The organism is Nonomuraea sp. NPDC023979 (assembly GCF_040639085.1).
GTDB classification, from domain to species: Bacteria; Actinomycetota; Actinomycetes; order Streptosporangiales; family Streptosporangiaceae; genus Nonomuraea; species Nonomuraea ceibae.
In genome coordinates this window covers 600,892-624,957 of sequence record NZ_JBEZZG010000001.1, presented here as the reverse complement: position 1 = coordinate 624,957, position 24,066 = coordinate 600,892, and the positions used below count along the sequence as shown (strand labels likewise).

Genomic DNA, 24,066 nt, shown 5'->3' with positions numbered 1-24,066 from the left:
TGCCTGCGCGCAGGACCGTGAGCCGCCGAGGCGGAAGAGGGCTCGCGCACTGATGGTAGTCGCTACAATACGTGCCGTAATGGACTATCCCTAACTCGTCATTCGGTTCGAAGAGAATAAAGATCTCAAATCGTTACGCTCTGGAACGATGGCGCGCACTGGACGGATTCGACTATCATCTACATCGCTGTGGGGTAAACAACGTGGAGGGCCCAATGCAACTCCTGGAGTTCACGGTAGAAGGCCTGTTCGGCAAATACAACCACCAGGTTCGATTCCCCACCTCAGACGAGGAGGACTCCACGCCATCCATCACCATTCTTCATGGTGGAAATGGAATCGGGAAAACAACCGTCTTGCGCATGCTGGCTTGCATGATGCAATTCAAGCTCGACTATTTCGGACAGGTCCCCTTTGAATCGTGCAAGTTGAGCTTCGATAATCGGCGCAGACTCCTAATACGCAGGATAAAAGGTGAGGGAATATCCCTGACGTTTAATGGGCTAGATGCAACTTACCGCTTCAGGGACGGCGAAGGTGCCAGTCAGCAGGATCCCAAGTTCGACGAATTGAAGCGGGTGTTCTCCAAGAACACAGAAGGGATCTCCTGGAGTTTCCTTCCGGCTGACAGAACGCGATTCCTCGTTTCCGATCCAGACTTTTCCCTTCTCGACGAAGATAACAGATACCTGCGAGCAAATGCATATTATCGAGAGCTGGAGAGAGAGCGCGTCAGGGAGCGTGAGTTTTCAAACGTTTTGGCACTGAGGGTAAGGAACTTTATTCGCGAGGCGCTAGTTGACCACCGTGGCTTCTTTGCAACTGGGGACCCCGAGGTCTTCACAAGGGTTATTCAGAACCTCCGGAATATCCAAGAGGTGCCTCCTTCTCGGGAAGAGATAGCGCGAGAGCTCACGTTCGTTGCTGAACAGGAAAGAGTTCAGAAGCGTTTTGGCTTCCCAGTTGAGTCATGGGACTATAAAGAATTGATGGCCGCACTCAACGAAGCTCGAGAAGAGAAGCCCAACGAGCATGTTCTCGTTGCGGTGAAGACCTACGCAGAGTTTTTGGCCTCAAAGGCCGGCGTCAGGCAACTGGTTGCAGATAGACTAATTACGTTCGAAGAAGTTATGAAGGAGTTTCTGGCCGACAAAGACGTCAGGATCGATGCTCGGCGTGGTATTACCATTACCGATAGCACGGGCGTCCAACTCCGGGAAACCCAGCTGAGCTCTGGCGAGTATCAGCTTCTATATCTTATGGTTGCGGCGCTCACTACTCGGCGCCGCGGTACAGTCATAGCAATTGACGAGCCCGAACTTTCGATGCACATTGGATGGCAGAGAAAGCTCGTACAGAACTTGTTGCGCTGCGCATCTCGTGCCGCCCTCCAGCTTATAATTGCAACACATTCTCCGGATATAGCGGCAGATTATCCAGATAGCATGATCGAGCTTTCCTGAAGGAATGCTATGGCAATGAGGCGTGATCCTAAGGCTGTCGTCGCAGCGCATCGAATGGATCGTGAACGACGGGAACTCTACGTTGAGGGCGTTCGGGATAAGTCATTCCTTGAATGGTTAGTTGAGCCCAACAGGAACGATAGCGCCATCATCCGCACAATTGATTTTGTCGACATCCCCGATGTGATAGAAGGCGGAAACAGAGAGCGCATTGTACGTTTCCTTGAGATCATTGATGGCGACGACGTCCAAATCCGCGGATTGATCGACGCAGACCATGAGCATCTGCGATCAGCGGAGGAAAAGCGGAGCTATCCATCGAAGATCTACCTCACCGACTGGCGCTCCCTTGAGTCATATGTGCTGACCATTGAATGTCTTGATCGAGCATTGAGACTAGGATGTTCCCTTGAGGCACCAACTGCTGCTTCTCTATTCTCGTCCATCGCTAAGGTTGTGAGGGACGTATCTGGGATTCGATTTCTATCGGAAAGCGAAGAGCTGCGGCTTCCGTTAAATGAATATCGCTGGCTCAAACATGTAGCTTTCAGCTCCAAAGGCGGGGTAACGGCAGATCTGGATGCAATTCTTCGATCACTGATGCAAGCCGCGAAAGTATCTTTGAGTCGCAGAGCCGAACTCATGGAGAAGTTGGATGGGGTACTAGAGATGCTAGCGGCCCTTGATGATCTCTACGTCCTTCACGGTAAGGATTTTATGAAGATCCTTACGGCCCAGCTCCGATGCATGGGAGTCTCTATTGACGATGCGGGACGTCTGATGTGGACTTCCTTCCGTCGGAGCCATGCTAGAGAATTTCCGAATTTGTCGAAGGTCATGGCGTATCTGTGCTCTCCGGAAGTTTCGTCCGCGGTTTAGGAGGGCCGAGATGTCACGTTTGCAGCGCGTGGGCGGTGCTGGCCGCGACCGGCCGCAGAGCCGCAGCGCGGCCAGCAGACCGCCCGAACGCGCGGCCGGGACGCCGTAGGCGGCACGGCCCTTGATGACGTGCAGATAGTTTGCTTTCTGTGCTGCCCGTTGCTGTTGTGGATGTCTGTGAGCTACGCGAGGCAGGGCTGAGCATCGGTCCAGACTTGAGCCATGCTGGCGATGTAGGTCGCTGCCGGTCCTTGGTCGTCGATGTAGTTGAGGTGCATGACCGGGGCGTTGGCTGCTGGTGTGCCGTAGGCGTGGGTGTTGACGAGCATCTGCTGGTCGGCGCGGTAAATGGAGTTGTAGAGCACTGTCCGGTGTAGTCGGATGTCGACGCCGTCGATGTCGAGAAGCGGCCGGTACAGCGTCAGCGCGTTCTTAGCTCTCGCGACCATCACGTCAGCTCCGATCCCTTCGTCGGCTCCGCGTGCGGCTACTTCCTTGCCTTCGGGGTCGCCCAGGAGGATCCGTACCCGGACTCCGGTCTTGGCGCGGTCGGCCAGGATGTCGAGGGTGCCCTGATCTTCGGCGAGAAACAGAGCGCTGTAGGCCAAGATGCCGATCTCCTGCCGGGCCTGGGCGAAAAGATTGCGCCAGATCGTATGTGGGACGGCCCAGCGGTGGGGATAGATCGCCTCGATGCCATCGGCGAGAACCCGCTGTCGCAACCCGACCTCGGGCCACAGCTCGGCCTCGTCGACATGGAGCAGATCCGCCACAGCCCATCGGTGACGCGGGTACGGGATGCGTCCTTGGAGCCATCGGCTGACGGTCTTCGGGTCGACGGCCAGGGCGGCGGCGATGTCGGTGGTGTTGAGGCGAGCGGCAGTCATGGCGTAGCGGAGGTTGTTGTTCATGACCGGCCTGTTCCTCTCGCGAGATGACCCTGTCCTGCGACGTTAACATCAGACGTCCCTAGACGTCCCCAAGTTGCGGTGTTCCCACCCCTGCCCTCGGGGCGACGCTCGACCCACACCCCACGAGCCCGCACCGGACGTCAGGGAGACAAAGCCATGCACACGAGCAAGACCCTCAAGGAGCAGCAGCACGCCTACACCCAGCGGCTGCTGGCCTCCTTGGGCAAGCACCTCGCCGAACGCGGCATCGCGAGCGTTCTCGTCATCACCCAGGACGGCCACCCCGCCCTCGACGTCACCGACACGTACTGCCGGACGCGCCGGGTGTTCGCCCACCTGTCGTTCTGCTGGTTCTACTGGGGCGACCGCAACGACGAACGGGTGTCGTTCCTGGAAATGGCCGATGCCGTCGACCGGATCGAGGAGGCAGCGGAGGAGGGCTGGCACGAGGGCGAACAGGGCGACCTCAGCATCAACCTCGACAGCATCCTCGACACCTACCGCGGCTGACCCCGTGCTGACCGGCCGATGGCTGACCGGCGGGCGGGTCTATCCTCAGATCGCCGCCCGCGTCCGCGAACGCATTCAGTCGGGCGAGTTCCCGCCGGGCACGGCCCTGCCATCTGAGGCGGAGCTGTGCCGGACGTTCGGGGTCGCGCGCAACACGGTACGGCGCGGCCTGGCGATCCTGGAGGACGAGGGGCTCCTGGTCTCCGCCCCGTCCAAGGGTCGCGTCGTTGCCGGCACCGGCGCGGCGACCCCGTACCTCTACCAGAGCATCGCCGCGAGGCTGCGCGAGCAGATCGCACAAGGCCACCTCGCACCCGGTGCCGGCCTGCCCAGTGAGGCCGAGTTGCGGCGCCGGTTCGCGGCCTCGCGCAACACCGTCCGGCAGGCTCTCGCGCTCCTGGAGCAGGAAGGGCTGATCGTGGCCAGGCATGGGCGAGGCCGGTTCGTCCGGGTACGAAACGCCGATGGTGAGACGTCCTGGGACGTCTAGGCTCGCCCTCTGGATTCGCCCCCGCCCTTGCTGCCTATCGTGAACCACGTGGGACAAGTTGAGTGGGCCTACGACCTGGCCAAGGACCTGCTGGAGACGACGCTGCCCCGGCGCTGGGCACACACCCGGGGCGTCGCCGACCAGGCCGAAACCTTGGCCCCGATCCTCGGCGCGGACACCGACACCCTGATTGCCGCGTGCCTGCTGCATGACATCGGGTACGCGCCGGATTTGGTCGACACCGGCATGCATCAGCTTGACGGCGCCCGCTATCTGCGTGACGTCGCCCAGGCTGACGAACGGTTGTGCCGCCTGGTGGCCTACCACTCGTGCGCGGACAACGAGGCGCGGCAACGGGACCTGTTCGACGTGCTGGTCAAGGAGTTCGACCAGGAGCGGCCTGACTTGGCTCGGGCGCTGACCTACTGCGACATGACCACGAGCCCGGATGGCCGGCACTTGGACGTACGCGACCGGCTGGCCGAGATCTACTCCCGCTACGGCCCGGAACACGTGGTCAGCCGCTCGATCACCGACGCCACCCCGTGCATCGTCTCATCGGTGCGGGCGGTAGAGGCCGCACTCGCCAGCGAGACGCGGACGGGACGGAACCGGACACCGTCGCCCGGATGAAGTGAAGCTTCGGCGGGTGGGCTCGGGCCGACATGGATTTCAGCCACTGTCCGAGGCGGTGGAAGAAGCTGACTCCTCAGGCGCGAACTCGGGATACATGCCCGTCATCAGATCCCAGAACGAGCGGTATTCGATCTCTCCTGGATGCCAGCTAGCGTGGTCGAACGCTTGCCACTCGCCGTCAGGCTCCACAACGCGCGGGTTGAGAAGACAGACCTGGCCCTCGATGTACTCCGAGATGTAGAGCGTGTCCCCAACGGATCGCCCCAGATCTCACCGAGTTCCGGATCTACGTCCCGAGTCCAGCCAACCTCGGCCAGGGGCAGCAGCCGCAGGCACGAACGGCTTTCCTCATCCCAGCCGTTGGACACTGCGAGAAACTCCCTGTAGCTCGGCGGAAGACGCATACCGAGACGCCCCTCATGATGCGCCAACTCAGCCTCGCTGGCGCCGGCCGTGCCGAGCCACTCCGGAGGCCGATGCGCCTCCACCAGGTGCCGCGATCCCAACGGCGCAGAAGCTTCGCTCCGCGCGTGCTGCTCGTGAATCCGGCGGTTCACGATTTGCAGAAGATCGGCCCAGGGATAGCGCGGACCGTCGGCGGCGTGGGGGGTGATCACGAGGCTAACCATACGGCCTCAAGATCGATAAAGGGCTATCCGATGTGTGGTAGGCCGGTGCCGGTTAGGTACTGCTCGATCCGCATCCGCATCGACCGGTCCATCTGGAGTTCTGTCACCTGATCGCGAGGCACCCAGCGGACTTCGCGGGACTCGTCACTGGGAGTCGGCTGGCCGCTGACAGCTCGGGCGGTCAGGACGATGGAGAACTCCTGCCGTGCTTCGCCGTTGCTGGTGTAGAGGATGACGTGGCGGGGGTCGCTGTAGGTGCCGACCAGGCCGGTGATCTCGCAGGTGATGCCGGTCTCTTCGAGCGTTTCTCGTACGGCGGCCTGTGGGATGGACTCGCCCAGGTCGATGGCTCCGCCGGGAACGGCCCAGTTGTCGTTGTCGGTGCGGCGGATCATCAGCAGGTCGCCGGCCTCGTTGGTGACGATGACGTTGACTGACGGGACGAGGCTGTTGGGGGCGGGTGCGTCGGGGTCGTCGTAGAAGTCGATCCGGCGTGCCATCAGCTCTCCACTGGCGTGGCCTGGGCCCACACCTTCTCGAAGCTGTCGGCGTACGTGGCGACCATGTCCCCGCCGGCCACCCGTCGCAGGTGCAGGACGGGCGCGTTTCCGGCGCGGGTACCGTACACGTGGGTATTGATCAAATACTGGTCGTCGGCGCGGTAGATCGAGTTGTACAGCACCGTGCGATGCAACCGGATCTCGACGTTCTCCAGGCCCCTGATCGGCCGGTACAGCACCAGTGCACTACGGATCTGCGCCGCCATCCCCTCCCCGACGCCCTCATCGCTTCCCCGCTGGGCCACTTCGGCGCTGTCGGGGTCGCCGAGCAGGATGCGCACCCGTACTCCGGCCCTCGCCTTGTCGCCGAACAGTCGCACCATGCCGCCGTCGTCGGCGAGGAAGAGTCCGCTGTAGACCAGGACGCCGATCTCCTCGGACGCTCCGCCGAACAGTCGTCCCCAGATGTCCCGAGGTACCGCCCACCGGTGCGGGTGGATCGCGATCACCTCGCTCTGGGAGGCGGCGGTCACCTGTTCGCGGGTGAGGGCGTCCGGCCACAGGTACGACTCGTCCACGCCCAGGTACGAAGCCGTGGCAAAGCGGTGCTTTCGGTACGGCTCGCGGCCCTTGGTGACCCAGCGCTCGACGGTCTTGGGGTCGACCTCGATGGCCTGGGCCAGATCCGCGATGGACACGCCTTTCTGCAACAGGGCTGCGCGTAGCCGTTCGTTCGCCATCTCACCTGCTCCGAGGGACGTCCGGGGACCTGGCCATCGTAGGCCGGACGTCTTGAACATGTCCCGTCGTGTAGTGATCTCGTCCTGACGCTGCGTCGCATTCTCAGTTCGCAAGCAAGAACGGCGACTGAGAAGGAGGCGATCCCCATGACTGACGAGATCTACCCGGACTCCACCTGCGAGTGCAGCGCCCGCCTGGACGAGGGCGAGACCCGGTGCCGCAAGTGCCGCTCCCGTGAGCGCTGGATCAAGAAGCAGGCCGGCAGGCGCAGGCGTACCGGTCGGCGCGGCGAGACCCGTCGCCCCCCTCGCGCTCCGCGCGGCCTGGCCGTGCCGGGGGTGATCTGGTCATGACGATGATCCCGCTGATCATCGCCGGAGTGCTCGGCGTCGCGCTGCTGGTCGGATACGTGACGGTCCTGGTCGGCATCCGGCGCGAGGACAAGGCGCTCAGCCTGCGCCGCAGCCCTGACGGGGCGTCGGCGACGCTGGCCCGGAAGGTTACCGGCTGCTACGTCCGGAACGGCGTGTCGTGGACGTAGCCAACTGCTCCTCGACCTTCGCCAGCCGGACGGACAGGTCCTGGACGGTGGCGCGCAGCTCGGCCAGCTCGTCGCCGGTCTTCGGGGCGGGCGGGAGTTCGTCTGCGTCGCGGACGAACACACCCTTGCCCTGCTGGCCGATCACCAGGCCCTCGTTGCGCAGGACGCCGACGGCGAGCTTCACCACCGACAGGGACGCGTCGTACTGCTCGGCGAGCTTGGTGGTGGACGGCAGCGGGGTTCCGGGCGCGAGAGAGCCGCCGCGGATCTGCGCGCGCAGGTCGTCGGCGATCTGGAGGTAGGCGGGCTGCCCGGTGTTTTTGACCATCGCCCTTCTATCTCACCACGAATGTTCGACCTGGCCAACCGAGGGAACATTGACAACCGAGGCAACTAGGTTAACTATGTTGCTCACAACGAAAGAGGAGGTCACCACCCATGCGTTCCGTCCCGATCCCCGTGGATGTCAGCAAACTCGCCATCACCTGCGTCAAAGCACCCCGCCCGCGCGTGCTCAACCGCGACACCGGCGAGATCAAGACCGACAAGAACGGCAACACCGTCTACGAAGTCACCGTCTCCGTCGAAGATGAGTTCGGCCGGATCGAACTCGTCAAGATCGGCACCACCGGAGAACCACCCATCGGCGTCGGCGACCAGGTCAACGCGGTCGGCCTGCTCGGCTACATCTGGGAGATCGCCGGCCGGTGGGGCATCGCCTACCGCGCCACCGCGCTGCTCCCCGTACGGGAGGCCGCCGATGTCTGACGCGCTGTTCGTGCTCGCAGTCCTCGCCGTAGTGGCGGCGGGGCTGTGGGCCTGGCGCCGCTACCACTACCCCTCGTTCTGGCTGGCGGTCGGCTTCCCGCTCGTCGCCCTGTCCGTCCGCGCCTCTTGGCGGCGCGTCGCGCTCGGCTGCGGGCTGACCAAGAAGCGGCAGCGCTGGTGGTTCACCACCGTCCCCGGCGCGATCGCTTCCACCGGCCTGGTCAAGGTACGCCGCCGATTCCAGCGGGTCGCCGTCGACACCAAGCCGTTCATGTGGCTGCCGCTGCCGACCCGGCACGGTTGGCGCGTCAGCCTGCACACCCTGGAAGGCCAGACGCCTGGCGACTACGCCGACGCCGCCGAACGCCTCGCCCACTCCTGGGGAGTCCACGCCGTGCGCGTCTCCTCGCCCCGGCCCGGCCGGGTCGTGTTGATGGCGACCATGCGCGACCCGCTGGTCACAGTCGACCAACTCCCGGCCTCGCCTGAGCTGCTCAAGGTCACCGTGGGACGTCTGGAGACCGGCAAGCCGTGGGTCATCGACTTCCGTACGGTGCCGCACTGGCTCAACGCCGGAGCCACCCAATCCGGCAAGTCGAACCTGGCCAATGCGCTCATCGTCGGTCTGGCTCCTCAGCCGGTGGCGCTGGTGGGCTTCGATCTCAAGGGCGGGGTCGAGTTCACGCCGTATTCGCCTCGGCTGTCGGCGCTGGCCACTTCCCGCGCCGAATCCGTCGACCTGCTGTGTGACCTGGTCGGGCTGATGATCGACCGCATGGGGCTGTGCCGCCAGGCCGGTGCCCGCAACATCTGGCAACTCCCGCCCGCCATCCGCCCCGTCCCGGTCGTGGTCCTGGTCGACGAGCTGGCCGAGCTGTACCTGATGGCCGACAAGTCGGAGAAGGACGAGATCGCCAAGACCTCCACCGCGCTGCTGCGGGTCGCGCAACTCGGGCGGGCCTTCGGCATCTACCTGTTCTGCTGCGGCCAGCGGATCGGTTCCGATCTCGGGCCTGGGGTGACGGCTCTGCGGGCTCAGTGCTCGGGCCGGATCTGCCACCGGGTCAACGATCCGGAGACGGCGACCATGACGCTCGGCGACCTCGACCCGGCCGCACTCGTCTCCGCGCGCGCGATCGCCGCCGAGACACCCGGCGTCGCCATCGTCGCGAGTCAGGACGGCCAGTGGTACCGCGCCCGCTCCTACTACGTCACCGAGCAGACCGCCGAACATGCCGCCCGCACCCACGCCCACCTCGCCCCGGACTGGGAGGAGATCACCGCCCACCTGCCCGCACCCGTCAACGCCTGAACACGAAGGGAGGGGCAACGATGCGCCGCTTCGCCTGCCGGCTGCTCGACACCGGCCCCGTCCTCGTCCTGGCCGTCATCGCGGGAGCCGGATCGTTCACCCACATCCGCGACACCGCCACCGAACACGGCCAGACCGGATGGATGGCCTGGGCCGTCGCCGTCTGCATCGACCTGACCTGCGTCATGGCCGCCCGCGAACGCCAACACGACAAGAAGACCGGCAAAGGCCGGCCCAGCCGCATCACCTGGCCCGTCCTCGTCCTGACCGGCGGCATCATCCTGTCCCTGGCCGCCAACCTCGCCCAAGCCGAACCGACCGTCTGGGGCTGGATCACCGCCGCCACCCCGGCCGCCGCCTTCCTCATCGCCGTGTCGATGCTGGAACGCCGCGCCACCCGCACCCGTCCCGAACCGTCCGCCGTCCCAGAACCCTCGCCCGTCCTTGCCTCGTCCCCGGTCCCCGAACTCGTCCCGCACGACGAGCCAGACGAGAACGACCGGCAGGACGGCACCTTGGCCCCGGCCCTCGTCGACTACGCCCGCCGCGTCGCCGACGAGCACCACACCAAACACGGCCGGCCCATCACCCGCGACGCCCTACGCACCCACCTCGGCGTCTCCAACCAGCTCGCCTCAGACCTGCTGCGCACCCTGCACACCGCCTGACCGGAAGGAACCCAACACCCATGCGAGTCCGCATCGACGGCACCCGAGCCGAAATCGTCGACGCCCTGTTCCGCCTGCGCCTGCACTTCACCGTCTACGCCGTATCCCGCGCCTACCCCGACCGCACCCACCCGCACCACTGGCGCATCTACCTCACCACCCGCACACGCGAAAGGAAGTAACCCATGCTCGCTGAGCTGCCGGTGATCCACTACCGCTGCTGCACCTGCAACGGCACCGGCCTGCACTTCGAAGACGACCGGTGCGCTGACTGCGACGGCACCGGCATCGACAACCACGGCGCATAACGCGCAGCGCCCCCGGCCTGGCCGCACATCCGCCAAGACACACGCCAGGTCGGGGGCCATCCCCATCACCCGAACGAGTGAGAGGAGGTCTCCATCTTGCCCACAACACACGCCAACGCGCACGCCATCACCGGCATGATCAAGCGCCTGAACCGCCCCGACTACGACCGCTGGGCAACCCAGGTCCGCCACACCGGCGGCTGCCGCCAGCCCATCCACCTACGTGGCAGGGTCGACCACTACGACCGCGCCACCGGCCAACTCCTGCACCGCTACACCACCCGCACCGAGCCCGACGGCATCCTGCGCGTCCCCTGCAAGACCCGCCGCGCCTCCCGCTGCCCCGCCTGCGCCGAGACCTACCGAGCCGACACCTACCAACTCATCCGCGCCGGACTCATCGGCGGCAAGGGCGTACCGGACACCGTCACCGCGCATCCAACGCTGTTCGTCACGCTCACGGCTCCCTCCTTCGGCACCGTCCACGCCCGCCGCGAGCACGGCGGCAAGGTGCAGCCCTGCCACGCCCGTCGTAACGCCGACACCTGCCCGCACGGCCGCGTCATGTCCTGCACTGAACGCCACCACGCAGACGACCCCCGTCTCGGCGAACCGCTGTGCCCGGACTGCTACGACTACACCGGCAGCGTCCTGTTCAACGCGCTCGCGCCGCTGCTGTGGAAGCGCTTCGCCGACTCCGTACGCCGACACCTCGCCAAGACCGGCGGCCTGGCCCTCAAAGACCTCCGCCACCATCTCACCCTGTCCTTCGCCAAGGTCGCCGAATACCAGCGGCGCGGCGTCGTCCACTTCCACGCCGTCATCCGCCTCGACGGCCCCGACGGACCCACCACACCGCCCCCGGCCTGGGCCACCGCCGACGCCCTCACCCTGGCCGTCCGACACGCTGCCCAAGCCGTCACGGCCACCGCACCCGCCCACCAGGATCAATCCGCGCTCGTCCTGCGCTGGGGCGCCCAGCTCGACATCCAGCCCATCACGTTGACCGGCGACCTCACCGAACAAGCAGTGGCCGGCTACATCGCCAAGTACGCCACCAAGGCCGCCGAATGCGTCGGCACCCTGGATCGCCGCATCAACCCTCTCGATGACCTGGCCGCTTTCAACCTGCGCGACCACGCCCGCCGCCTCATCACCACCTGCATGCACCTCGGCGCCCTACCAGAGCTGGCGGAGCTACGGCTTATGGACTGGGCACACATGCTCGGATTCCGGGGCCACTTCTCCACCCGATCCCGCTACTACTCCACCACCCTCGGCCAACTTCGAGCAGCCCGAGAACACCACGCCCGCGACCACGACATCACCACTGGTCGTCTCCCTCTCTTCGCTGAGGACACCGTCCTCGTGATCAGCGAATGGGAGTACGCGGGCAAGGGCCACTCCATCGGAGACCAACTCCTCGTGGCCACCCTCATAGACACGGCGTGCATGGGGGTGGTCTCGCATGAATGACCTCGTGCTCACCGTCGACGAGGCCGCCCAGCGTCTCCGCGTCAGCCGGTGGACCCTCTACACCCTGATCCACTCCAAGCGGCTCCGAACAATCAAAATCGGCCGTCGCCGCCTCGTCCCCGTCGACGCCCTGACCGAGTGCCTCAAGACCCTCGTGGAGGTGGCGTGATGGCCAAGACCATGCTCGGCACCCCTGAGGAGGAGCCGAAGCGCCGAACGGGCCGCCGCATCCGTAAGCGCTCCAACGGCGAAGGAAGCATCTGGCCGCGCAAGGACGGCCGTTACGGCTACGCCGCCTTCGTCCAGACGACCGCTGGAACGGTGAAGCGCGTTCAGGGCTCCGCACGTACCCAGGAGGACGCCCGCAAGAAACTGACCGAACTTCTCCGCCAGGCCGACGAGGGCATCCCCGTCTCCTCTGAGAACTGGACACTGGCCGACTTCCTGAACTACTGGCTGAAGAACATCGTCAGCCAGGAACGGCGTCCCAAGACCTACCAGGGGTACGAGGGCGTCGTCCGCCTCCACCTCATCCCCGGCCTGGGCAAGAAGCGTCTCGGCAAGCTCAACGCCCAGGACGTTCGCCTCTTCATCAACCGAGTCCGCTCCGAATGCCAGTGCTGCCGGAACGGCTGGGACGCTTCCCGCGAGAAGCCGGTGTGCTGCGCCCTTAAAGGCGGTCAGTGCTGCGACTCCCGCTTGTCCACTCGCATGGTCCAGTCCATCCATGCAGTCCTTCGGAACGCGCTGGAGTGCGCCGTACGTGAAGAGATCATCGCCCGCAACGTCGCGAAGCTCATCAAGGTCCCGGTGCCCAAGTACAAGGTCAATCGTGGCCTCACCGTCCCGCAGGCCCGCGCCGTTCTCAAGGCCGCTCGGGACCACCGGCTCTACGCGCTGTACGTCCTGGCGCTCTGCCTCGGCCTGCGCCGTGGGGAACTCCTCGGGCTCCGCTGGACGGACGTCGACCTTGAGGCCGGCAAACTGGAAGTTGTCCAGAGCCTCCAGCGGGTCGCGGGCCGCCTTCAATTCGTCCGCCCGAAGACCTCCGACTCAGAGCGGACTGTCCCGCTGCCGCCCATTTGTGTGGAGGCCCTACGGGAGCACCGAAGGATGCAGTTCGCCGAACGCTCAGACCGCTGGGAGGAGTGGAAGGAACACGGCCTCGTCTTCCCCTCGCGCTGCGGAACCCCGATGGAGCCGGACAACCTACGGCGAAGCTGGGGAGCGATCCGCAACACTGCTGGCCTCGGCGAGATGAGGTTTCACGACCTCCGCCACACCTGCGTGACGCTCCTGCTCAACCTCGGGGTCCCGCCCCAGGTCGTCCGGGACGTCGTCGGCCATAGCGACATCGAAGTAACCATGACCATCTACGCTCATGTCTCTCTCGACGACAAGCGTCTTGCACTGGGCAAACTCGGTGACGCACTAGCGTAAGAAGTGAGGAAGTCAGCGCCTCAACCCAAATCGGTTGAGGCGCTTAACCATTTGTGCCCACACTCTCTCCATGGAATGGGACGAGCCTTCGCCTGTATGGCCGAGCGCAGACAGCGACCTCCTCAGGGAGGTCTCCAACGAGACCCCGACCACTGCCTTCCCGCGATACCGGCGCTCCGTCGCAGACCCATGGTTGGGTCATGTCGAAGGCTTCCGGGCTGCGGCGGGCACCATCTTGAAAGAGGTCGAGGCAGGTAGCCCTCATCGAGACAGCTTGGTTCTGCCCTTCCTGGTCTGCTGGCGGCACTACGTCGAACTTCATCTAAAGTCCCTGATCAACCAAGTCCAGTACGAACTCGGCCTTCCCGTCGAGGTGCCTAAGCATCACAGGCTCGACAAGTTGTGGAGCGTTGCTACTGACCTCATCCAAAAGTCTGAAGCCTTCGGCGAAGAGGACACAGAGACGACAGCTCACGTAGGACGTCTCATACTCCAGCTTCATGAGATGGACCCAACGGGGCAAGAGACGCGTTATCCGATCAACACCAAGGGTGCGAGCACTCTGGACAAGATCTGGTGCCTCGACATGCGAGCGTTTCATAACGAGATGGAGGGGATTGCCAGCTACCTCACGGGCTCAGAGGTCGGTATAGACGAGCACTTCCGCTATCTCCAAGAGATGGCTGAGGAAGACTGATGACGTTGCTGTCAGTGTTACTGTCACCAGACATCAAAAAGCCCCGAACGATGATCCGTTCGGGGCATTTCTACTGTTCAAAGCTGGTGGTCAGGGGCAGGGTCGAACTGCCGACCTTCCGCTTTTCAGGCGGACGCTCGTACCAACTGAGCTACCTGACCCAGAGCGGTCCTGACGGGACTTGAACCCGCGACCTCCACCTTGACAGGGTGGCGAGCACTCCAAACTGCTCTACAGGACCTTGCGTCTTGCTTCGTTCTCTTTGCGCTCGCTTAGCTTACCAGCTCTTCGGAGGTCCTTCGACCTGCCGTTTCGCGGGTGCGCTAGGCGCTCGCGGTGCCCCCAACGGGATTCGAACCCGTGCCGCCGCCTTGAAAGGGCGGTGTCCTAGGCCGCTAGACGATGGGGGCTCAGGATTCCCTGTCGCCTTCCGTCGGAGACCTCTGAAGCATAGGGGACGATTGCCCTTGATGCCAAAGTGGCGAACCGGCGGCCGGTGACGTAGTGCCGCTGAGCGTCCCCGTTGGCGACGGGGCGTTCGTCGGCGCTGGGGAAATCATACGTCCCGGGTCGGGCTCCACGTGACGCTGCATGTACACCGACTGCTCGCCGAGTCCGCCGAGGGTGATGTCGTCCCAGGCCTGCAGGCGTTTCGTCTCGCGGTCGAAGTACAGGACGGAGGCCTGGACGGGCGTGGGTTCGGCGTGTTCGAGGGCGCGCAGGCCGGCGCCGCCGGTGGAGCCCTGGACGAGGATGCGAGTGCCGGTGGGCAGCATGGTGGTGGAGCGTTTGTGGGCGTGACCGGCCAGGACCATCGGCGTGGCGCCGGAGAAGCCGCGGGCGACGATGTCGTCGTGGACGGCCACGAGGTCGGCGTTCTCGACGTTCTCGCTGTGGGCGCGGCCGAAGGCTTCGAGCGAGGCCGGGTCGGTGTCGACGTGTACGGACTTGTCCGGGGTGAAGCGCGGGTCGCCGAGGCCGTAGATGCTGAGTCCGGCGACGTTGCGCATCTTGTCGTCGAGGACGACGGCGTTCTTCTGCTTGGCGACGGCCTTCTCGGTGGTCTTGGAGTCATGGTTGCCGCGTACGTACACGTACGGGACGCCGAGGCGGCCGATCTCCTCCACGAACTTGTTCTCGGCCTTGCTGCCGTGGTCGGAGATGTCGCCGGTGTCGACGATCAGGTCGACGGTGAACTGTTCGGTCAGGGACCGGATGACGTTCCAGGCGATCGGGTTGATGTGGATGTCGGAGACGTGCAGGACGCGGATGGAACGGGGGTCGGCGTCGTACACCGGAAGGGTTGAGACCGCGTCGTACAGCTTCGAGACGTTGGTGACGAGTTTGGTGAGTTGCGAGCGGTACGACTCGAACCGGGTGACGATCGACTCGGCGCTGCCCACGAGGGAGGGCGCCGCGGCGACGAGGCCCGTGTAGCGGGGCTCGACGAGCGAGCCGGGGTGAAAGGTCCGGGCGGCGACCAGTCCGGTCGTGGCGAGCGCCACAGCGGCCACCAGGAGGCCCGTCAGGGCGACGCGGGGCCGCCTGAACACCATGAGGACGGCGATCAGCGCGCCGGCGGCGGCGCACAGCAGCGAGCGGATGGCGAGCTCGCGCACGCCGGCGAGCAGGTCGCGCTCGATGATGCTGGGCAGCCGGTCGGTGAGGCGGGGGTCTTCGAGGAGCGATTTGGCGCGTTCCTGGTCGATGTTCTCAAGCGTGATGCGCAGGGTCAGCGGGGCGTCGTGGGTGCCGAACGTGAGCGTGCCCAGCGGGCTGGCGTCGACGATCGTCTCGCCGCTCCAGGAGGGGGCGACGGACATGCCGGTCTCGACGGGGCCGACCTGCGCGTGCACGGTCCCGCTGAGGAAGATGCCCAGCCAGGCGCCGGCCGCGGCGACGACGAGCACCGCCACAGCTTTGGACGCCCGCGACCTGATGACTGCTTTCAACCTGTCCAGGAACTTCATACGGTTTCTTGCTTACCCAGCCCGCGAGGCAGAATGGCACGTGTGATCGAGGTTTCCCCGGAGAAGTTCGAAGAGCTCGTGGCCGAGGCGCTGGACACGATCCCTCCGGAGCTGACCCGTGTCATGAGCAATGTTGTCGTCACAGTTGTGGACGATCCGCCAGAACCCCACCTTCTGGGCCTGTACACCGGCATTCCCCTCACCGAGCGCGGCGACTGGTACTCCGCAGTCCTGCCCGACCGCATCGAGATCTACCGCAATCCGATCTGTCAGATCTGCGACACGGAAGAGCAGGTCGTCGAGGAGGTACGGATCACGGTGGTTCACGAGGTCGGCCACCACTTCGGCATCGACGACGACCGTCTCCATGAGCTGGGTTGGTGACCCTTTAACCTCCGGGTGACGCCAATGGGTTGCGCCTTGCCGAATGATCGGGCACCTTAGGTGACATACTGAACACTCTCAGTCAGGCACAGCGGAGTCCAATGGGGGCCATGCGGACGCGACGGCTGCCGGGACGGCATCGCCGTGCCACAGAGCGCCAAGCCACTTACGGTGAGGTCATCGCCGTCAAGGAGTTCAGAGCGCTCTGGTACGGCCAGGGGCTGTCGCTGCTCGGCGACCAGCTCGCCCAGGTGGCCCTCGCCGTGCTCGTCTACGACCGCACCCGCTCCGCCCTGGCCACCGCCGCCGTCTACGCGCTGACCTACCTGCCGTCGATCCTGGGCGGGCCGCTGCTGGCCGGGCTCGCCGACCGATTCGCGCGCCGGGGCGTCATGGTGGCCTGCGACCTGCTGCGCGCCGCGCTCGTGGGCGTGATGGCGCTGCCGTTCATGCCGTTCCCGGTGCTGTGCGGGCTGGTGTTCCTGGTGGTGCTGCTCAGCGCCCCGTTCTCGGCCGCGCGCGCCGCGCTGCTGCCCGAAGTGCTGGAAGGCGACCGCTACGTCGTCGGCTCCGCGTTGCAGAACATGACGAACCAGGCCGTGCAGATGCTCGGCTTCGCCGCCGGCGGCGCCGTGATCGCCGCCCTCGGCCCCTACCGCGCGCTCGCCATCAACGCGGCCACGTTCCTCGCCTCCGCGCTGATCCTCGTCACCGGCGTACGGCGGCGCCCCGCGAGCGAGCACGCCGGCGGCAGACCGTCCATGTGGACGATGACCAGGGCCGGCGCCCGCCTCGTGTTCGGCGACCGCAAGCTGCGCACGCTGGTGCTGTTCGCCTGGCTGTGCGGCTTCTACGTGCTGCCCGAGGGCATCGCGGTGCCGTACGCCGTCGAGCTCTACACCGGCACCCTGCCCGTGCCGGTGATCACCGGCCTGCTGATGGCGGCGATGCCGCTGGGCACGGTGGTGGGGGCGTTCCTGTTCAGCAGGTTCGTCACGCCGCCCGGGCGGATGCGGCTGATGGGCTGGCTGGCCATGCTGAGCTGCGCGCCGCTGATCGTGACGGCGATGCGGCCGCCGCTGGAGGTCGTGCTGGGGGCGTGGGTCCTGTCGGGAATCGGGGGCGCCTATCAGCTCGCCGCGAACGCCGCCTTCGTCCAGCGAGTCCCTCCTGACCAGCGCGGACAGGCGTTCGGGCTGGTGCAGTCCGGGCTCATGGCCGCGCAGGGCGTCGCGATCCTCATCGGCGGCTACGCCGCCGAGAAGCTGGGCCCCGAGCCGGTGGTCGCCCTGTCGGGCATCACCGGCCTCATCGTGGCCGCCGTGCTGGCCATGATCTGGACCGAGTCGCGCGGCCGCGTGCGCACGCAGACCGCGACCTGATCACTGCTGCGGCTTCTGCTCGTCGCTCCACGGGCTGGTGCCGCCGCCGCTGTTGCTCTGCTGCTTGTTGATCAGGTCCTGGACGATCGACGTCTCCTTTCCCTCCTCGGGCATGAGCAGCCAGCCGATCGCGTACACACCCACGCCCAGCCCGCCGAACAGCGTCATGACCGCGAGGCCGATGCGGATGAGGTTCGCGTCGATCCCCACGTACTCCCCGACGCCCGAGCACACGCCCGCGATGATCCTGCCCTTGCGGGTCCTGCGCAGCTGCTTGGTGTTGTATTCGCTCATGCCCCAAGACTGCCCTGCCGCCCTGCGTTCGCACATCGGGATTGCCCCTGGTAGAACCCTGGTAGCCCCCTAAGCGAGGAGAGGACGCGCGATGGACGACCTGCTGCGGCTGGACGACCGGCTCGACGCCGACCAGCGACTCATCCGCGACACCGTGCGCACCTTCGTCGCCGACCGCGTGCTGCCGCACGTCGGCGACTGGTTCGAGGAGGCGACCTTCCCCGCCCGCGAGCTCGCCCCCGAACTCGGTGCGCTCGGCCTGCTCGGCATGCACCTGGAGGGCTACGGCTGCGCCGGCACCGACGCGACCTCGTACGGCGTCGCCTGCCGCGAGCTGGAGGCCGGCGACTCCGGGCTGCGCTCGTTCGTGTCGGTGCAGGGCTCGCTCGCCATGTTCCCCATCTGGCGCTACGGGTCCGACGAGCAGAAGGAGCAGTGGCTGCCGCGCATGGCCGCCGGCGAGGCCATCGGCTGCTTCGGCCTGACCGAGCCCGACCACGGCTCCGACCCCGCCAACATGCGCACGTACGCCAAGCGCGACGGCGACGACTGGATCCTCAACGGCTCCAAGATGTGGATCACCAACGGCTCCATCGCCGACGTGGCTGTCGTCTGGGCGCAGACCGACGACGGCATCCGCGGCTTCGTCGTCCCCACCGACACCCCCGGCTTCTCCGCCCCTGAGATCCACAAGAAGCTGTCCCTTAGGGCATCGGTCACCTCGTCCCTCTACTTCGACGACGTCCGTCTGCCCGGCAGCGCCGTGCTCCCCGGCGTACGCGGCCTCAAGGGGCCGCTGTCGTGCCTGTCGGAGGCGCGCTTCGGCATCCTGTGGGGAGTCGTCGGCGCCGCCCGCGCCTGCCTGGAGGCCGCCGTCGAGTACGCCAAGACCCGCGTGCAGTTCGGCAAGCCGATCGGCGCCTTCCAGCTCACCCAGGACAAACTCGCCTGGATGTACGTCGGCGCCGCCCAGGCCGGGCTGACCGCCCTCCACCTCGGCGCGCTCAAGGACGCCGGCACCCTGGAGCCCCGGCAGATCAGCTTCGGCAAACTCGCCAACGTCCGCGCCGCCCTGGACATCGCCCGGGAGGCCCGCACCATCCTCGGCGGCAACGGGATCACCCTGGAGTACCCTGTGATCCGGCACATGAACAACCTGGAGTCGGTGCTGACCTACGAGGGCACCCAGGAGATCCACACGCTGGTGCTCGGCGAGGCGCTGACCGGGCTGGCCGCTTACCGGTGACGAGACGAGAGCGAATGGCGTCGCGGGCGGGGCGGTAATCTCTGTACGCTTGTCGTTGCGAGGGGCGTTAGCTCAATTGGCAGAGCTGCGGACTTTTAATCCGTAGGTTCCGGGTTCGAGCCCCGGGCGCCCTACCCCACATGACCTGGGCGGACTCCCCGATCTCCATGATCCGGAAGCCCGCCCAGTTGCATTTCCAGTTGCGGTTAGCCCAGCGGGATCAGCGGTGGCGGGATCATCACGGTTCGCTTGCTCTTGCCCTTGGGCTTCCCGAAGATCCAGCCGCCTACCCGTTCGGGGCAGGAGGGGGCGTGTTTCGTGCAGTCGGGCGCGCAGAAATTCTGCCCCTCCTTGGTACAAACGTGCTTGCGGCCTGCCAGAAGACCCGGATGACGCCCCGCTTGAGGTCCACGTACTTCCAAGGCCGAGAGCGAGCGCCACGGACCAGCGGGTTCCGTTCCCCTGGTGGTGGGCCACGTCCAGGACGTCTCGGGCCTCGTCCGCGTCAAGCGGCGACGCGGCGCGCCGCCGTACCTCCGGCCCTCCGCCCGCCCGCCCACCGCACGCCACTCCCGCCGTACCGACCGAACGCACCGACCGGGGTTGCCGCGCCGCCGCACAGATGCAGTCCTACGATCACCACTGCATGGTTGGACGCCGTATGTGCTTGGGGGCGATCGACGACCCAGGGTTCGTTTCTCACCCTGGCTCGGCGAGCAACGTGGCTGATCGCGGTTCGGCGGCGGACGGCAGGCGGATGCGCCAAGATCATTGCGCATGGCCCATGGCGGTGTCAGCCGAGAGGAAGCGTCCGTGATCGACTCAACCTACTACGAGTGGTTTCGCCTGCAAACCGGGCTGGTCGTCGACTTGACGTGGTGCTCTGCCACCAAGGTTGACGACGTCCTGGCTGCGTACGACATCTCACCCGAGAGCACTCAGCCGGCGCGCTTCAACGCTGACGACGTCGACATGTTCATCGGGCGCCTCGGCAAGGGCACCGTCATCATGGACTACCGCGTCGATTCCGTCACCGAGGGAGCTCTTCCCATTCTGGCGCAGTACGGCCCATGCCTGAGCGTTGTATGGATCGATGAAGCCCCAGCATTACTTTCTTATCGGACGGAAAGCGGCCTGGTGGTCAGGTTCGACATGACGGACTGGGATTGGTATCCAGATCCCGATCTCGCGAGTGTCGAACAGTGGATCGCCGCCAGCCCAGCGGGTCGGGAGACCTGGGAGAACAGGTGTGGCCTCGCCACGCTCATCACCGCCGAAGCGCTATGCCAGGCTGTGGTCGACGACGAATGGATGCGATCCGTACACACCGGCGTCATTTCACCGGATCCACTAGGGCAGGAGATTCCGTCAGCCCCACACACTCTCAGCTCGATCATCCAAAAATACGGTGACCGCACACCTTAGGACAGAGGTCCGGCAGAACAGACCCCGTGACCACACACCTGGTCGCCGTGCCATTAGCGTGGCACTAAGGGGGTCAGCAGAGGTCAGTCACGGTTGCCGGTCGCCCAAGTGGAAGCCGTGGTAGTCAGATCAGATCACTCCGCAAGCAGGGGCGGGGTGCCTGTCAGTGCTCAAGCCCCGGGGGTGCCGTGATCACAGGATCCCCAGTTACAGGTTCAGTTGGGTTCCGGGTTCGAGCCCACAGGTTACGTGGGCTTTCCGCGTACGGTGCGTGGTGAGCCGCCGTGCCAGCGATGCGTGGCGCGGCGCAGGGCGCGGGCGTCGCTGTAGCCGACCCGGTCGGCGACGGCGTCGACGGTGAGGTCTGTGTCCCGCAGCAGCCGCACCGCCCTGTCCTGCCGTACGGTCTCCAGCTCGGCCCGCCAGGTGGTGCCCTGCTCGGCCAGGCGGCGCTGCAACGTGCGGGAGCTGAGGGCCAGGCGGGCGGCGACCGCCCGCAACGAGCAGTCGCCGTCGCGCAGCGCGTCGGCCACGGCCGCGCGGAACCTGTCGTGCCAGGTCGACGCCGGCCGTACGGTGCGCAGCAGGAGGTCGGCATGCTGCCGCAGCACCTGGGCCAGGCCGGGCCTGGCGTACGGCAGCGGCGTCGTGAGGTCGGCGGTGAGGAACGTCAGGCTGTCGGATTCGGCGGCGAAGGTGACGTTCCGGCTGCCGAACAGCTCGGCGACGCCGTCGTGACGCCGGGGCGCGGCATGGCTGAACCCCACGTGCACGGGCGTGACCGTCCTGCCTCCGGCGCGGCGCAACTGTTCGAGCACCACGCCGAGACCGAACTCGATCCGGGCGGCGGCCACCGCCGAGGCCAGGCGGGTCGTGGAGCTGTGGCGCACTGTGGTCAGCTCGCCGTCGTCGAGCACCTCGATCGACTCGGTCGCCGGATCGGCCAGGATCGGGAGGTATCTGGCGGCGTCGCGCAGGCCGTCCAGCAGGTTCTCGCCCCCGCCGAACATGTGGCTCCACAGCCCGACGCCCTGGTCGGGCAGGGCGCGTACGAGCTGCGCGGCCGTGACACCGGCCAGTTCCTCCCAGAGCGCGTCGGTGACCGACGCCGGCACCCGCACCAGGTCGTGGTGGAGCTCGTCGCCGAAGGCCGCCGGCGCGGCGTTCGCCCCCGCGGCGCCGGCCAGTAGCCGGGCCAGCTGGGTCGACACGGTCCCCTCGATCACACCCGCGAGCCTACGCGAATGGCACCTTTCGTCCGCTTTATGACACGCTTCGGCCGCATCCTCCTAACAGGTGCTGAATAGCGTAGGTTGCGAAAGATTCGCGGCGAAGGAGATCGAGCGTGCGTGAGGTGAAGGCGGCCGACGGCCGCACCCTGGCCGTCGAGGAGTGGGGCGAGCCCGGCGGCAGCCCTGTCGTGTACACCCACGGCACACCCATGAGCCGCCTCGCGCGCTACCCGCACCCCGAGCTCTTCACCGAGCTGGGCATCCGGCTGATCACCTACGACCGGCCCGGCTACGGGAGCTCCACGCCGCATGGCGGACGCCGGGTGGTGGACGCCGCCGAGGACATCCGCACGATCGCCGACGCCCTCGGCCTCGACCGCTTCCCCGTGTTCGGCGTGTCAGGAGGCGGGCCGCACGCGCTCGCCTTCGCCGCCCGCCACCCCGGCCGCGTCACGCGCGCCGCTGCCCTGGCGAGCCTGGCGCCGTGCGACGCGCCCGGGCTGGACTGGACGACCGGCATGATGGAGAGCAACCGTCGTTCCTCCGAGGCGGCGCTGATCAGCAGGGACGCCCTGGTCAAGCTGTTCGCCGAGGACGAGGAGAGCGCGAGCCCCGCCACGCTGCTGCCGCCCGCCGAGCAGGCCGTCCTGGCCCAGCCCGAGGTCCAGGCCATGCTTCGGCCGGCTTTCGCGGAAGCCGTACGGCCCGGCAAGGACGGGTGGATCGACGATGAATTCGCCCTGTACGGGCTGCCGTGGGGGTTCGACCCGGCGACGATCGACGTGCCGGTGCGGATCTGGCACGGGTCCCTGGACACGGTCGTCCCGGTGACGCACGGGCGCTGGCTGGCCGCCCGCATCCCGTCCGCCACGCTCATCGAGGCGGACGACGCAGGTCACGCCGGTCATTTCGCCGCCACGCCCGCCATGCTGCGCTGGCTTCTGGGCGGCGACGCCTGAGACGTCAGGCGGCGGCCGGTCGCAGGGCGAGCCCCTCCTGCCCAGCCCATGCCGATCCGGCGATCGTTTCCGGTGAGGGGCGTCGTCATCGGGAGTGGTGTTCGGGCGATCCGTAGGACTCGCGGAACACGTTGCGTTCCCGTGCCCGGCGGCCGGGGTGGCGACGCTCCTCCGCCGGATAGCCGATGGACATCAGCAGGGCGATGGCCAGGTCGTCGCGGTCTTCGATGCCGATCGCCTTCTTCACCTTGGCCTCGTCCCAGCCGTTCATCGGCGAAGTGGCGAGCCCCATCTCCGTGGCGGCGAGCATCACGTAACTGGCCGCGATCATCGCGTCCTTGACCGCGTACTCCCGCAGCAGGCCGCGCTCCTCAAGATCCGCCTGGAAGGCTTGCGACGCCGCAGAGAACATCGTGACGAACTCGTCGTTCCATGCTCCATTGCGACGGGCCTGCTCGTAGACGTCGCTGTGGTCCTCGCGCCAGGACAGCGGCTCGGCGACGAAGACCAGCATGAGCGGCGCCTCCTGCGGCTGGGGCTGACCACCAGTGGCCCAGGCCAGATCCGCACGACCTTCGTCACTGGTGACGGCGACGATGGACCGGTCCTGGAGGTTCCAGCTGGTGGGCGCCTCGATGGCGAGGGCGAGGAGTGCGTCGAGCACGTCCGCCGAGACCGCATCGGGGCGGTAGTGACGGACGGTGCGGCGGGTGCGGATGGCTTCGGCGACAGACATGGTGTGAGGCGTCATGCCACTCACTATCGGAGAGCGGCTCTCCATGCGGAAGAAGGCACTAATTAGTGCGTTACTCTCCCTTCATGGAGACCATTGTGGAGTCCTCCGGGTTGCCGGCCGACGCCTTCTCGGCGAAGTGCCCGACCCGCCAGGTGCTGGATCACATCGCAGGCAAATGGACGATCCTCGTCGTGGATGCCCTCCTTGACGGCACCATGCGCTACACCGACCTGAGCCGACGCATCGAGGGCGTCTCGCAGAAGATGCTCACCCAGACCCTGCGCAGCCTCGAAGGCGACGGGTTCGTCACGCGCACCGTCCACCCCACCATCCCGCCCCGGGTGGACTATGAGCTCACCGCGCTCGGGCGCAGTCTCGCCGAGCCCATCACGGCGCTCCGCCGGTGGACGGAGGACAACATCAACGAGATCGAACGGGCCCGGGAGCGAGCACATGACTGACTGACCGG

General features: G+C 66.2%; 31 protein-coding genes and 4 tRNA genes. 23 read left to right on the top strand and 12 right to left on the bottom strand.

Annotation, left to right across the window (positions count from 1 at the left end; all coding sequences use genetic code 11):
* Nucleotides 1-215 precede the first annotated feature (215 nt).
* Together AB0G11_RS03085 and AB0G11_RS03080 are read left to right on the top strand one after the other, a co-directional pair.
* On the top strand, nucleotides 216-1,463 hold the full coding sequence (locus AB0G11_RS03085) for an ATP-binding protein (protein WP_357583620.1): 1,248 nt from the start codon (nucleotides 216-218) through the stop codon (nucleotides 1,461-1,463).
* 15 nt (nucleotides 1,464-1,478) lie between these two features.
* Nucleotides 1,479-2,342: a hypothetical protein gene (locus AB0G11_RS03080; RefSeq protein WP_357583618.1), complete on the top strand. Its 864-nt coding sequence runs from the start codon at nucleotides 1,479-1,481 to the stop codon at nucleotides 2,340-2,342.
* A 182-nt stretch (nucleotides 2,343-2,524) separates the two neighbouring features.
* Here the strand turns inward: AB0G11_RS03080 and AB0G11_RS03075 are convergent, their stop codons facing one another.
* Complete coding sequence (locus AB0G11_RS03075) at nucleotides 2,525-3,253, bottom strand: XRE family transcriptional regulator (RefSeq protein WP_357583617.1); 729 nt, start codon at nucleotides 3,251-3,253, stop codon at nucleotides 2,525-2,527.
* A 156-nt stretch (nucleotides 3,254-3,409) separates the two neighbouring features.
* On the opposite strand from AB0G11_RS03075, the gene AB0G11_RS03070 reads away from it, so the two are divergent.
* The 3 genes from AB0G11_RS03070 to AB0G11_RS03060 are packed head-to-tail and all read left to right on the top strand — an operon-like array spanning nucleotide 3,410 to nucleotide 4,886.
* Entirely contained in the window at nucleotides 3,410-3,763 is a 354-nt protein-coding gene (locus AB0G11_RS03070; protein WP_357583615.1) for a hypothetical protein, read from the top strand.
* A gap of 4 nt (nucleotides 3,764-3,767) precedes the next feature.
* Nucleotides 3,768-4,253 carry a GntR family transcriptional regulator gene (locus tag AB0G11_RS03065; protein WP_357583613.1) on the top strand — a complete coding sequence of 162 codons (486 nt, stop codon included), beginning with the start codon at nucleotides 3,768-3,770 and terminating at the stop codon, nucleotides 4,251-4,253.
* A gap of 48 nt (nucleotides 4,254-4,301) precedes the next feature.
* Complete coding sequence (locus AB0G11_RS03060; protein WP_357583611.1) at nucleotides 4,302-4,886, top strand: HD domain-containing protein; 585 nt, start codon at nucleotides 4,302-4,304, stop codon at nucleotides 4,884-4,886.
* A 107-nt stretch (nucleotides 4,887-4,993) separates the two neighbouring features.
* Here the strand turns inward: AB0G11_RS03060 and AB0G11_RS03055 are convergent, their stop codons facing one another.
* The 3 genes from AB0G11_RS03055 to AB0G11_RS03045 are packed head-to-tail and all read right to left on the bottom strand — an operon-like array spanning nucleotide 4,994 to nucleotide 6,716.
* Nucleotides 4,994-5,518, bottom strand: a complete 525-nt coding sequence (locus AB0G11_RS03055) for an SMI1/KNR4 family protein (protein WP_357583609.1) — start codon at nucleotides 5,516-5,518, stop codon at nucleotides 4,994-4,996.
* A 23-nt stretch (nucleotides 5,519-5,541) separates the two neighbouring features.
* Nucleotides 5,542-6,018, bottom strand: coding sequence for an NUDIX domain-containing protein (locus AB0G11_RS03050; RefSeq protein WP_357583607.1), 477 nt, complete (start codon nucleotides 6,016-6,018; stop codon nucleotides 5,542-5,544).
* Complete coding sequence (locus AB0G11_RS03045; protein ID WP_357583605.1) at nucleotides 6,018-6,716, bottom strand: XRE family transcriptional regulator; 699 nt, start codon at nucleotides 6,714-6,716, stop codon at nucleotides 6,018-6,020. Before AB0G11_RS03045 ends, AB0G11_RS03050 begins: the two co-directional genes overlap by 1 nt.
* Nucleotides 6,717-6,905: 189 nt before the next feature.
* Between AB0G11_RS03045 and AB0G11_RS03040 the strand changes: the two genes are divergently transcribed.
* The gene (locus AB0G11_RS03040) at nucleotides 6,906-7,112 is read left to right on the top strand and encodes a hypothetical protein (RefSeq protein ID WP_357583603.1); all 207 of its coding nucleotides are present in this window, start codon (nucleotides 6,906-6,908) and stop codon (nucleotides 7,110-7,112) included.
* A complete protein-coding gene (locus tag AB0G11_RS03035; RefSeq protein ID WP_357583601.1) occupies nucleotides 7,109-7,300 on the top strand; it encodes a hypothetical protein in 192 nt (63 codons plus the stop codon). The genes AB0G11_RS03040 and AB0G11_RS03035 overlap by 4 nt, the downstream gene beginning before the upstream one ends.
* Here the strand turns inward: AB0G11_RS03035 and AB0G11_RS03030 are convergent.
* Nucleotides 7,260-7,628, bottom strand: coding sequence for a winged helix-turn-helix domain-containing protein (locus AB0G11_RS03030; RefSeq protein ID WP_357583599.1), 369 nt, complete (start codon nucleotides 7,626-7,628; stop codon nucleotides 7,260-7,262). The genes AB0G11_RS03035 and AB0G11_RS03030 overlap by 41 nt on opposite strands.
* A gap of 110 nt (nucleotides 7,629-7,738) precedes the next feature.
* On the opposite strand from AB0G11_RS03030, the gene AB0G11_RS03025 reads away from it, so the two are divergent.
* The 9 genes from AB0G11_RS03025 to AB0G11_RS02985 all read left to right on the top strand — a co-directional run bounded on the left by AB0G11_RS03025 (nucleotide 7,739) and on the right by AB0G11_RS02985 (nucleotide 13,969).
* Nucleotides 7,739-8,068, top strand: coding sequence for a hypothetical protein (locus AB0G11_RS03025; RefSeq protein WP_357583597.1), 330 nt, complete (start codon nucleotides 7,739-7,741; stop codon nucleotides 8,066-8,068).
* Nucleotides 8,061-9,380, top strand: a complete 1,320-nt coding sequence (locus AB0G11_RS03020; RefSeq protein ID WP_357583595.1) for an FtsK/SpoIIIE domain-containing protein — start codon at nucleotides 8,061-8,063, stop codon at nucleotides 9,378-9,380. Before AB0G11_RS03025 ends, AB0G11_RS03020 begins: the two co-directional genes overlap by 8 nt.
* A gap of 20 nt (nucleotides 9,381-9,400) precedes the next feature.
* Nucleotides 9,401-10,048 (top strand): DUF2637 domain-containing protein, encoded by a 648-nt coding sequence (locus tag AB0G11_RS03015; RefSeq protein WP_357583593.1) that lies wholly within the window; start codon nucleotides 9,401-9,403, stop codon nucleotides 10,046-10,048.
* 20 nt (nucleotides 10,049-10,068) lie between these two features.
* Complete coding sequence (locus AB0G11_RS03010) at nucleotides 10,069-10,230, top strand: DUF3970 family protein (protein WP_357583591.1); 162 nt, start codon at nucleotides 10,069-10,071, stop codon at nucleotides 10,228-10,230.
* A gap of 3 nt (nucleotides 10,231-10,233) precedes the next feature.
* A complete protein-coding gene (locus AB0G11_RS03005; protein WP_357583589.1) occupies nucleotides 10,234-10,356 on the top strand; it encodes a hypothetical protein in 123 nt (40 codons plus the stop codon).
* Nucleotides 10,357-10,452: 96 nt separating this feature from the next.
* Nucleotides 10,453-11,832 (top strand): replication initiator, encoded by a 1,380-nt coding sequence (locus AB0G11_RS03000; protein ID WP_357583587.1) that lies wholly within the window; start codon nucleotides 10,453-10,455, stop codon nucleotides 11,830-11,832.
* Nucleotides 11,825-12,001, top strand: a complete 177-nt coding sequence (locus tag AB0G11_RS02995; RefSeq protein WP_357583585.1) for a helix-turn-helix domain-containing protein — start codon at nucleotides 11,825-11,827, stop codon at nucleotides 11,999-12,001. Before AB0G11_RS03000 ends, AB0G11_RS02995 begins: the two co-directional genes overlap by 8 nt.
* Complete coding sequence (locus AB0G11_RS02990; protein WP_357583583.1) at nucleotides 12,001-13,272, top strand: site-specific integrase; 1,272 nt, start codon at nucleotides 12,001-12,003, stop codon at nucleotides 13,270-13,272. The genes AB0G11_RS02995 and AB0G11_RS02990 overlap by 1 nt, the downstream gene beginning before the upstream one ends.
* Nucleotides 13,273-13,342: 70 nt before the next feature.
* Nucleotides 13,343-13,969, top strand: coding sequence for a hypothetical protein (locus AB0G11_RS02985; protein WP_357583581.1), 627 nt, complete (start codon nucleotides 13,343-13,345; stop codon nucleotides 13,967-13,969).
* An 84-nt stretch (nucleotides 13,970-14,053) separates the two neighbouring features.
* Here AB0G11_RS02985 and AB0G11_RS02980 read toward each other — a convergent pair.
* The 4 genes from AB0G11_RS02980 to AB0G11_RS02965 form a co-directional block, all read right to left on the bottom strand.
* Nucleotides 14,054-14,130: transfer RNA gene (locus AB0G11_RS02980), tRNA-Phe, on the bottom strand.
* A 5-nt stretch (nucleotides 14,131-14,135) separates the two neighbouring features.
* Nucleotides 14,136-14,210: transfer RNA gene (locus AB0G11_RS02975), tRNA-Asp, on the bottom strand.
* A gap of 96 nt (nucleotides 14,211-14,306) precedes the next feature.
* Nucleotides 14,307-14,379, bottom strand: a tRNA-Glu gene (locus AB0G11_RS02970).
* The gene (locus AB0G11_RS02965) at nucleotides 14,380-15,939 is read right to left on the bottom strand and encodes a metallophosphoesterase (protein ID WP_357583579.1); all 1,560 of its coding nucleotides are present in this window, start codon (nucleotides 15,937-15,939) and stop codon (nucleotides 14,380-14,382) included.
* 42 nt (nucleotides 15,940-15,981) lie between these two features.
* Here AB0G11_RS02965 and AB0G11_RS02960 point away from each other — a divergent pair, with 42 nt between their 5' ends.
* Nucleotides 15,982-16,323: a metallopeptidase family protein gene (locus tag AB0G11_RS02960; RefSeq protein ID WP_308125808.1), complete on the top strand. Its 342-nt coding sequence runs from the start codon at nucleotides 15,982-15,984 to the stop codon at nucleotides 16,321-16,323.
* Between the two features lie 110 nt (nucleotides 16,324-16,433).
* A complete protein-coding gene (locus tag AB0G11_RS02955; RefSeq protein WP_357583577.1) occupies nucleotides 16,434-17,705 on the top strand; it encodes an MFS transporter in 1,272 nt (423 codons plus the stop codon).
* Here AB0G11_RS02955 and AB0G11_RS02950 read toward each other — a convergent pair whose 3' ends face one another.
* Complete coding sequence (locus tag AB0G11_RS02950) at nucleotides 17,706-17,999, bottom strand: PspC domain-containing protein (protein ID WP_357583575.1); 294 nt, start codon at nucleotides 17,997-17,999, stop codon at nucleotides 17,706-17,708.
* 91 nt (nucleotides 18,000-18,090) lie between these two features.
* Between AB0G11_RS02950 and AB0G11_RS02945 the strand changes: the two genes are divergently transcribed.
* From AB0G11_RS02945 to AB0G11_RS02935, 3 genes are all read left to right on the top strand, one after another.
* Nucleotides 18,091-19,245: an acyl-CoA dehydrogenase family protein gene (locus AB0G11_RS02945; RefSeq protein ID WP_357583573.1), complete on the top strand. Its 1,155-nt coding sequence runs from the start codon at nucleotides 18,091-18,093 to the stop codon at nucleotides 19,243-19,245.
* A 61-nt stretch (nucleotides 19,246-19,306) separates the two neighbouring features.
* A tRNA-Lys gene (locus AB0G11_RS02940) sits at nucleotides 19,307-19,379 on the top strand.
* A 679-nt stretch (nucleotides 19,380-20,058) separates the two neighbouring features.
* Complete coding sequence (locus tag AB0G11_RS02935) at nucleotides 20,059-20,670, top strand: hypothetical protein (protein ID WP_357583571.1); 612 nt, start codon at nucleotides 20,059-20,061, stop codon at nucleotides 20,668-20,670.
* Nucleotides 20,671-20,915: 245 nt separating this feature from the next.
* On the opposite strand, the gene AB0G11_RS02930 is transcribed toward AB0G11_RS02935, so the two are convergent.
* Nucleotides 20,916-21,896: a helix-turn-helix domain-containing protein gene (locus AB0G11_RS02930; RefSeq protein ID WP_357583569.1), complete on the bottom strand. Its 981-nt coding sequence runs from the start codon at nucleotides 21,894-21,896 to the stop codon at nucleotides 20,916-20,918.
* A 119-nt stretch (nucleotides 21,897-22,015) separates the two neighbouring features.
* Here AB0G11_RS02930 and AB0G11_RS02925 point away from each other — a divergent pair, with 119 nt between their 5' ends.
* Complete coding sequence (locus AB0G11_RS02925) at nucleotides 22,016-22,861, top strand: alpha/beta hydrolase (RefSeq protein WP_357583567.1); 846 nt, start codon at nucleotides 22,016-22,018, stop codon at nucleotides 22,859-22,861.
* An 85-nt stretch (nucleotides 22,862-22,946) separates the two neighbouring features.
* On the opposite strand, the gene AB0G11_RS02920 is transcribed toward AB0G11_RS02925, so the two are convergent.
* Complete coding sequence (locus tag AB0G11_RS02920; RefSeq protein ID WP_357583565.1) at nucleotides 22,947-23,612, bottom strand: nitroreductase family protein; 666 nt, start codon at nucleotides 23,610-23,612, stop codon at nucleotides 22,947-22,949.
* A gap of 68 nt (nucleotides 23,613-23,680) precedes the next feature.
* Between AB0G11_RS02920 and AB0G11_RS02915 the strand changes: the two genes are divergently transcribed.
* On the top strand, nucleotides 23,681-24,058 hold the full coding sequence (locus tag AB0G11_RS02915; RefSeq protein ID WP_357583563.1) for a helix-turn-helix domain-containing protein: 378 nt from the start codon (nucleotides 23,681-23,683) through the stop codon (nucleotides 24,056-24,058).
* Nucleotides 24,059-24,066 lie beyond the last annotated feature (8 nt).

Bases quoted from the DNA above. Each gene is read 5' to 3' on its own strand.
- AB0G11_RS03085 (WP_357583620.1), top strand. From the start codon at position 216: ATGCAACTCCTGGAGTTCACGGTAGAAGGCCTGTTCGGCAAATACAAC.
- AB0G11_RS03080 (WP_357583618.1), top strand. From the start codon at position 1,479: ATGAGGCGTGATCCTAAGGCTGTCGTCGCAGCGCATCGAATGGATCGT.
- AB0G11_RS03075 (WP_357583617.1), bottom strand. From the start codon at position 3,253: ATGAACAACAACCTCCGCTACGCCATGACTGCCGCTCGCCTCAACACC.
- AB0G11_RS03070 (WP_357583615.1), top strand. From the start codon at position 3,410: ATGCACACGAGCAAGACCCTCAAGGAGCAGCAGCACGCCTACACCCAG.
- AB0G11_RS03055 (WP_357583609.1), bottom strand. From the start codon at position 5,518: ATGGTTAGCCTCGTGATCACCCCCCACGCCGCCGACGGTCCGCGCTAT.
- AB0G11_RS03050 (WP_357583607.1), bottom strand. From the start codon at position 6,018: ATGGCACGCCGGATCGACTTCTACGACGACCCCGACGCACCCGCCCCC.
- AB0G11_RS03040 (WP_357583603.1), top strand. From the start codon at position 6,906: ATGACTGACGAGATCTACCCGGACTCCACCTGCGAGTGCAGCGCCCGC.
- AB0G11_RS03035 (WP_357583601.1), top strand. From the start codon at position 7,109: ATGACGATGATCCCGCTGATCATCGCCGGAGTGCTCGGCGTCGCGCTG.
- AB0G11_RS03030 (WP_357583599.1), bottom strand. From the start codon at position 7,628: ATGGTCAAAAACACCGGGCAGCCCGCCTACCTCCAGATCGCCGACGAC.
- AB0G11_RS03025 (WP_357583597.1), top strand. From the start codon at position 7,739: ATGCGTTCCGTCCCGATCCCCGTGGATGTCAGCAAACTCGCCATCACC.
- AB0G11_RS03020 (WP_357583595.1), top strand. From the start codon at position 8,061: ATGTCTGACGCGCTGTTCGTGCTCGCAGTCCTCGCCGTAGTGGCGGCG.
- AB0G11_RS03015 (WP_357583593.1), top strand. From the start codon at position 9,401: ATGCGCCGCTTCGCCTGCCGGCTGCTCGACACCGGCCCCGTCCTCGTC.
- AB0G11_RS03010 (WP_357583591.1), top strand. From the start codon at position 10,069: ATGCGAGTCCGCATCGACGGCACCCGAGCCGAAATCGTCGACGCCCTG.
- AB0G11_RS03005 (WP_357583589.1), top strand. From the start codon at position 10,234: ATGCTCGCTGAGCTGCCGGTGATCCACTACCGCTGCTGCACCTGCAAC.
- AB0G11_RS02995 (WP_357583585.1), top strand. From the start codon at position 11,825: ATGAATGACCTCGTGCTCACCGTCGACGAGGCCGCCCAGCGTCTCCGC.
- AB0G11_RS02990 (WP_357583583.1), top strand. From the start codon at position 12,001: ATGGCCAAGACCATGCTCGGCACCCCTGAGGAGGAGCCGAAGCGCCGA.
- AB0G11_RS02985 (WP_357583581.1), top strand. From the start codon at position 13,343: ATGGAATGGGACGAGCCTTCGCCTGTATGGCCGAGCGCAGACAGCGAC.
- AB0G11_RS02965 (WP_357583579.1), bottom strand. From the start codon at position 15,939: ATGAAGTTCCTGGACAGGTTGAAAGCAGTCATCAGGTCGCGGGCGTCC.
- AB0G11_RS02955 (WP_357583577.1), top strand. From the start codon at position 16,434: ATGCGGACGCGACGGCTGCCGGGACGGCATCGCCGTGCCACAGAGCGC.
- AB0G11_RS02950 (WP_357583575.1), bottom strand. From the start codon at position 17,999: ATGAGCGAATACAACACCAAGCAGCTGCGCAGGACCCGCAAGGGCAGG.
- AB0G11_RS02945 (WP_357583573.1), top strand. From the start codon at position 18,091: ATGGACGACCTGCTGCGGCTGGACGACCGGCTCGACGCCGACCAGCGA.
- AB0G11_RS02920 (WP_357583565.1), bottom strand. From the start codon at position 23,612: ATGACGCCTCACACCATGTCTGTCGCCGAAGCCATCCGCACCCGCCGC.
- AB0G11_RS02915 (WP_357583563.1), top strand. From the start codon at position 23,681: ATGGAGACCATTGTGGAGTCCTCCGGGTTGCCGGCCGACGCCTTCTCG.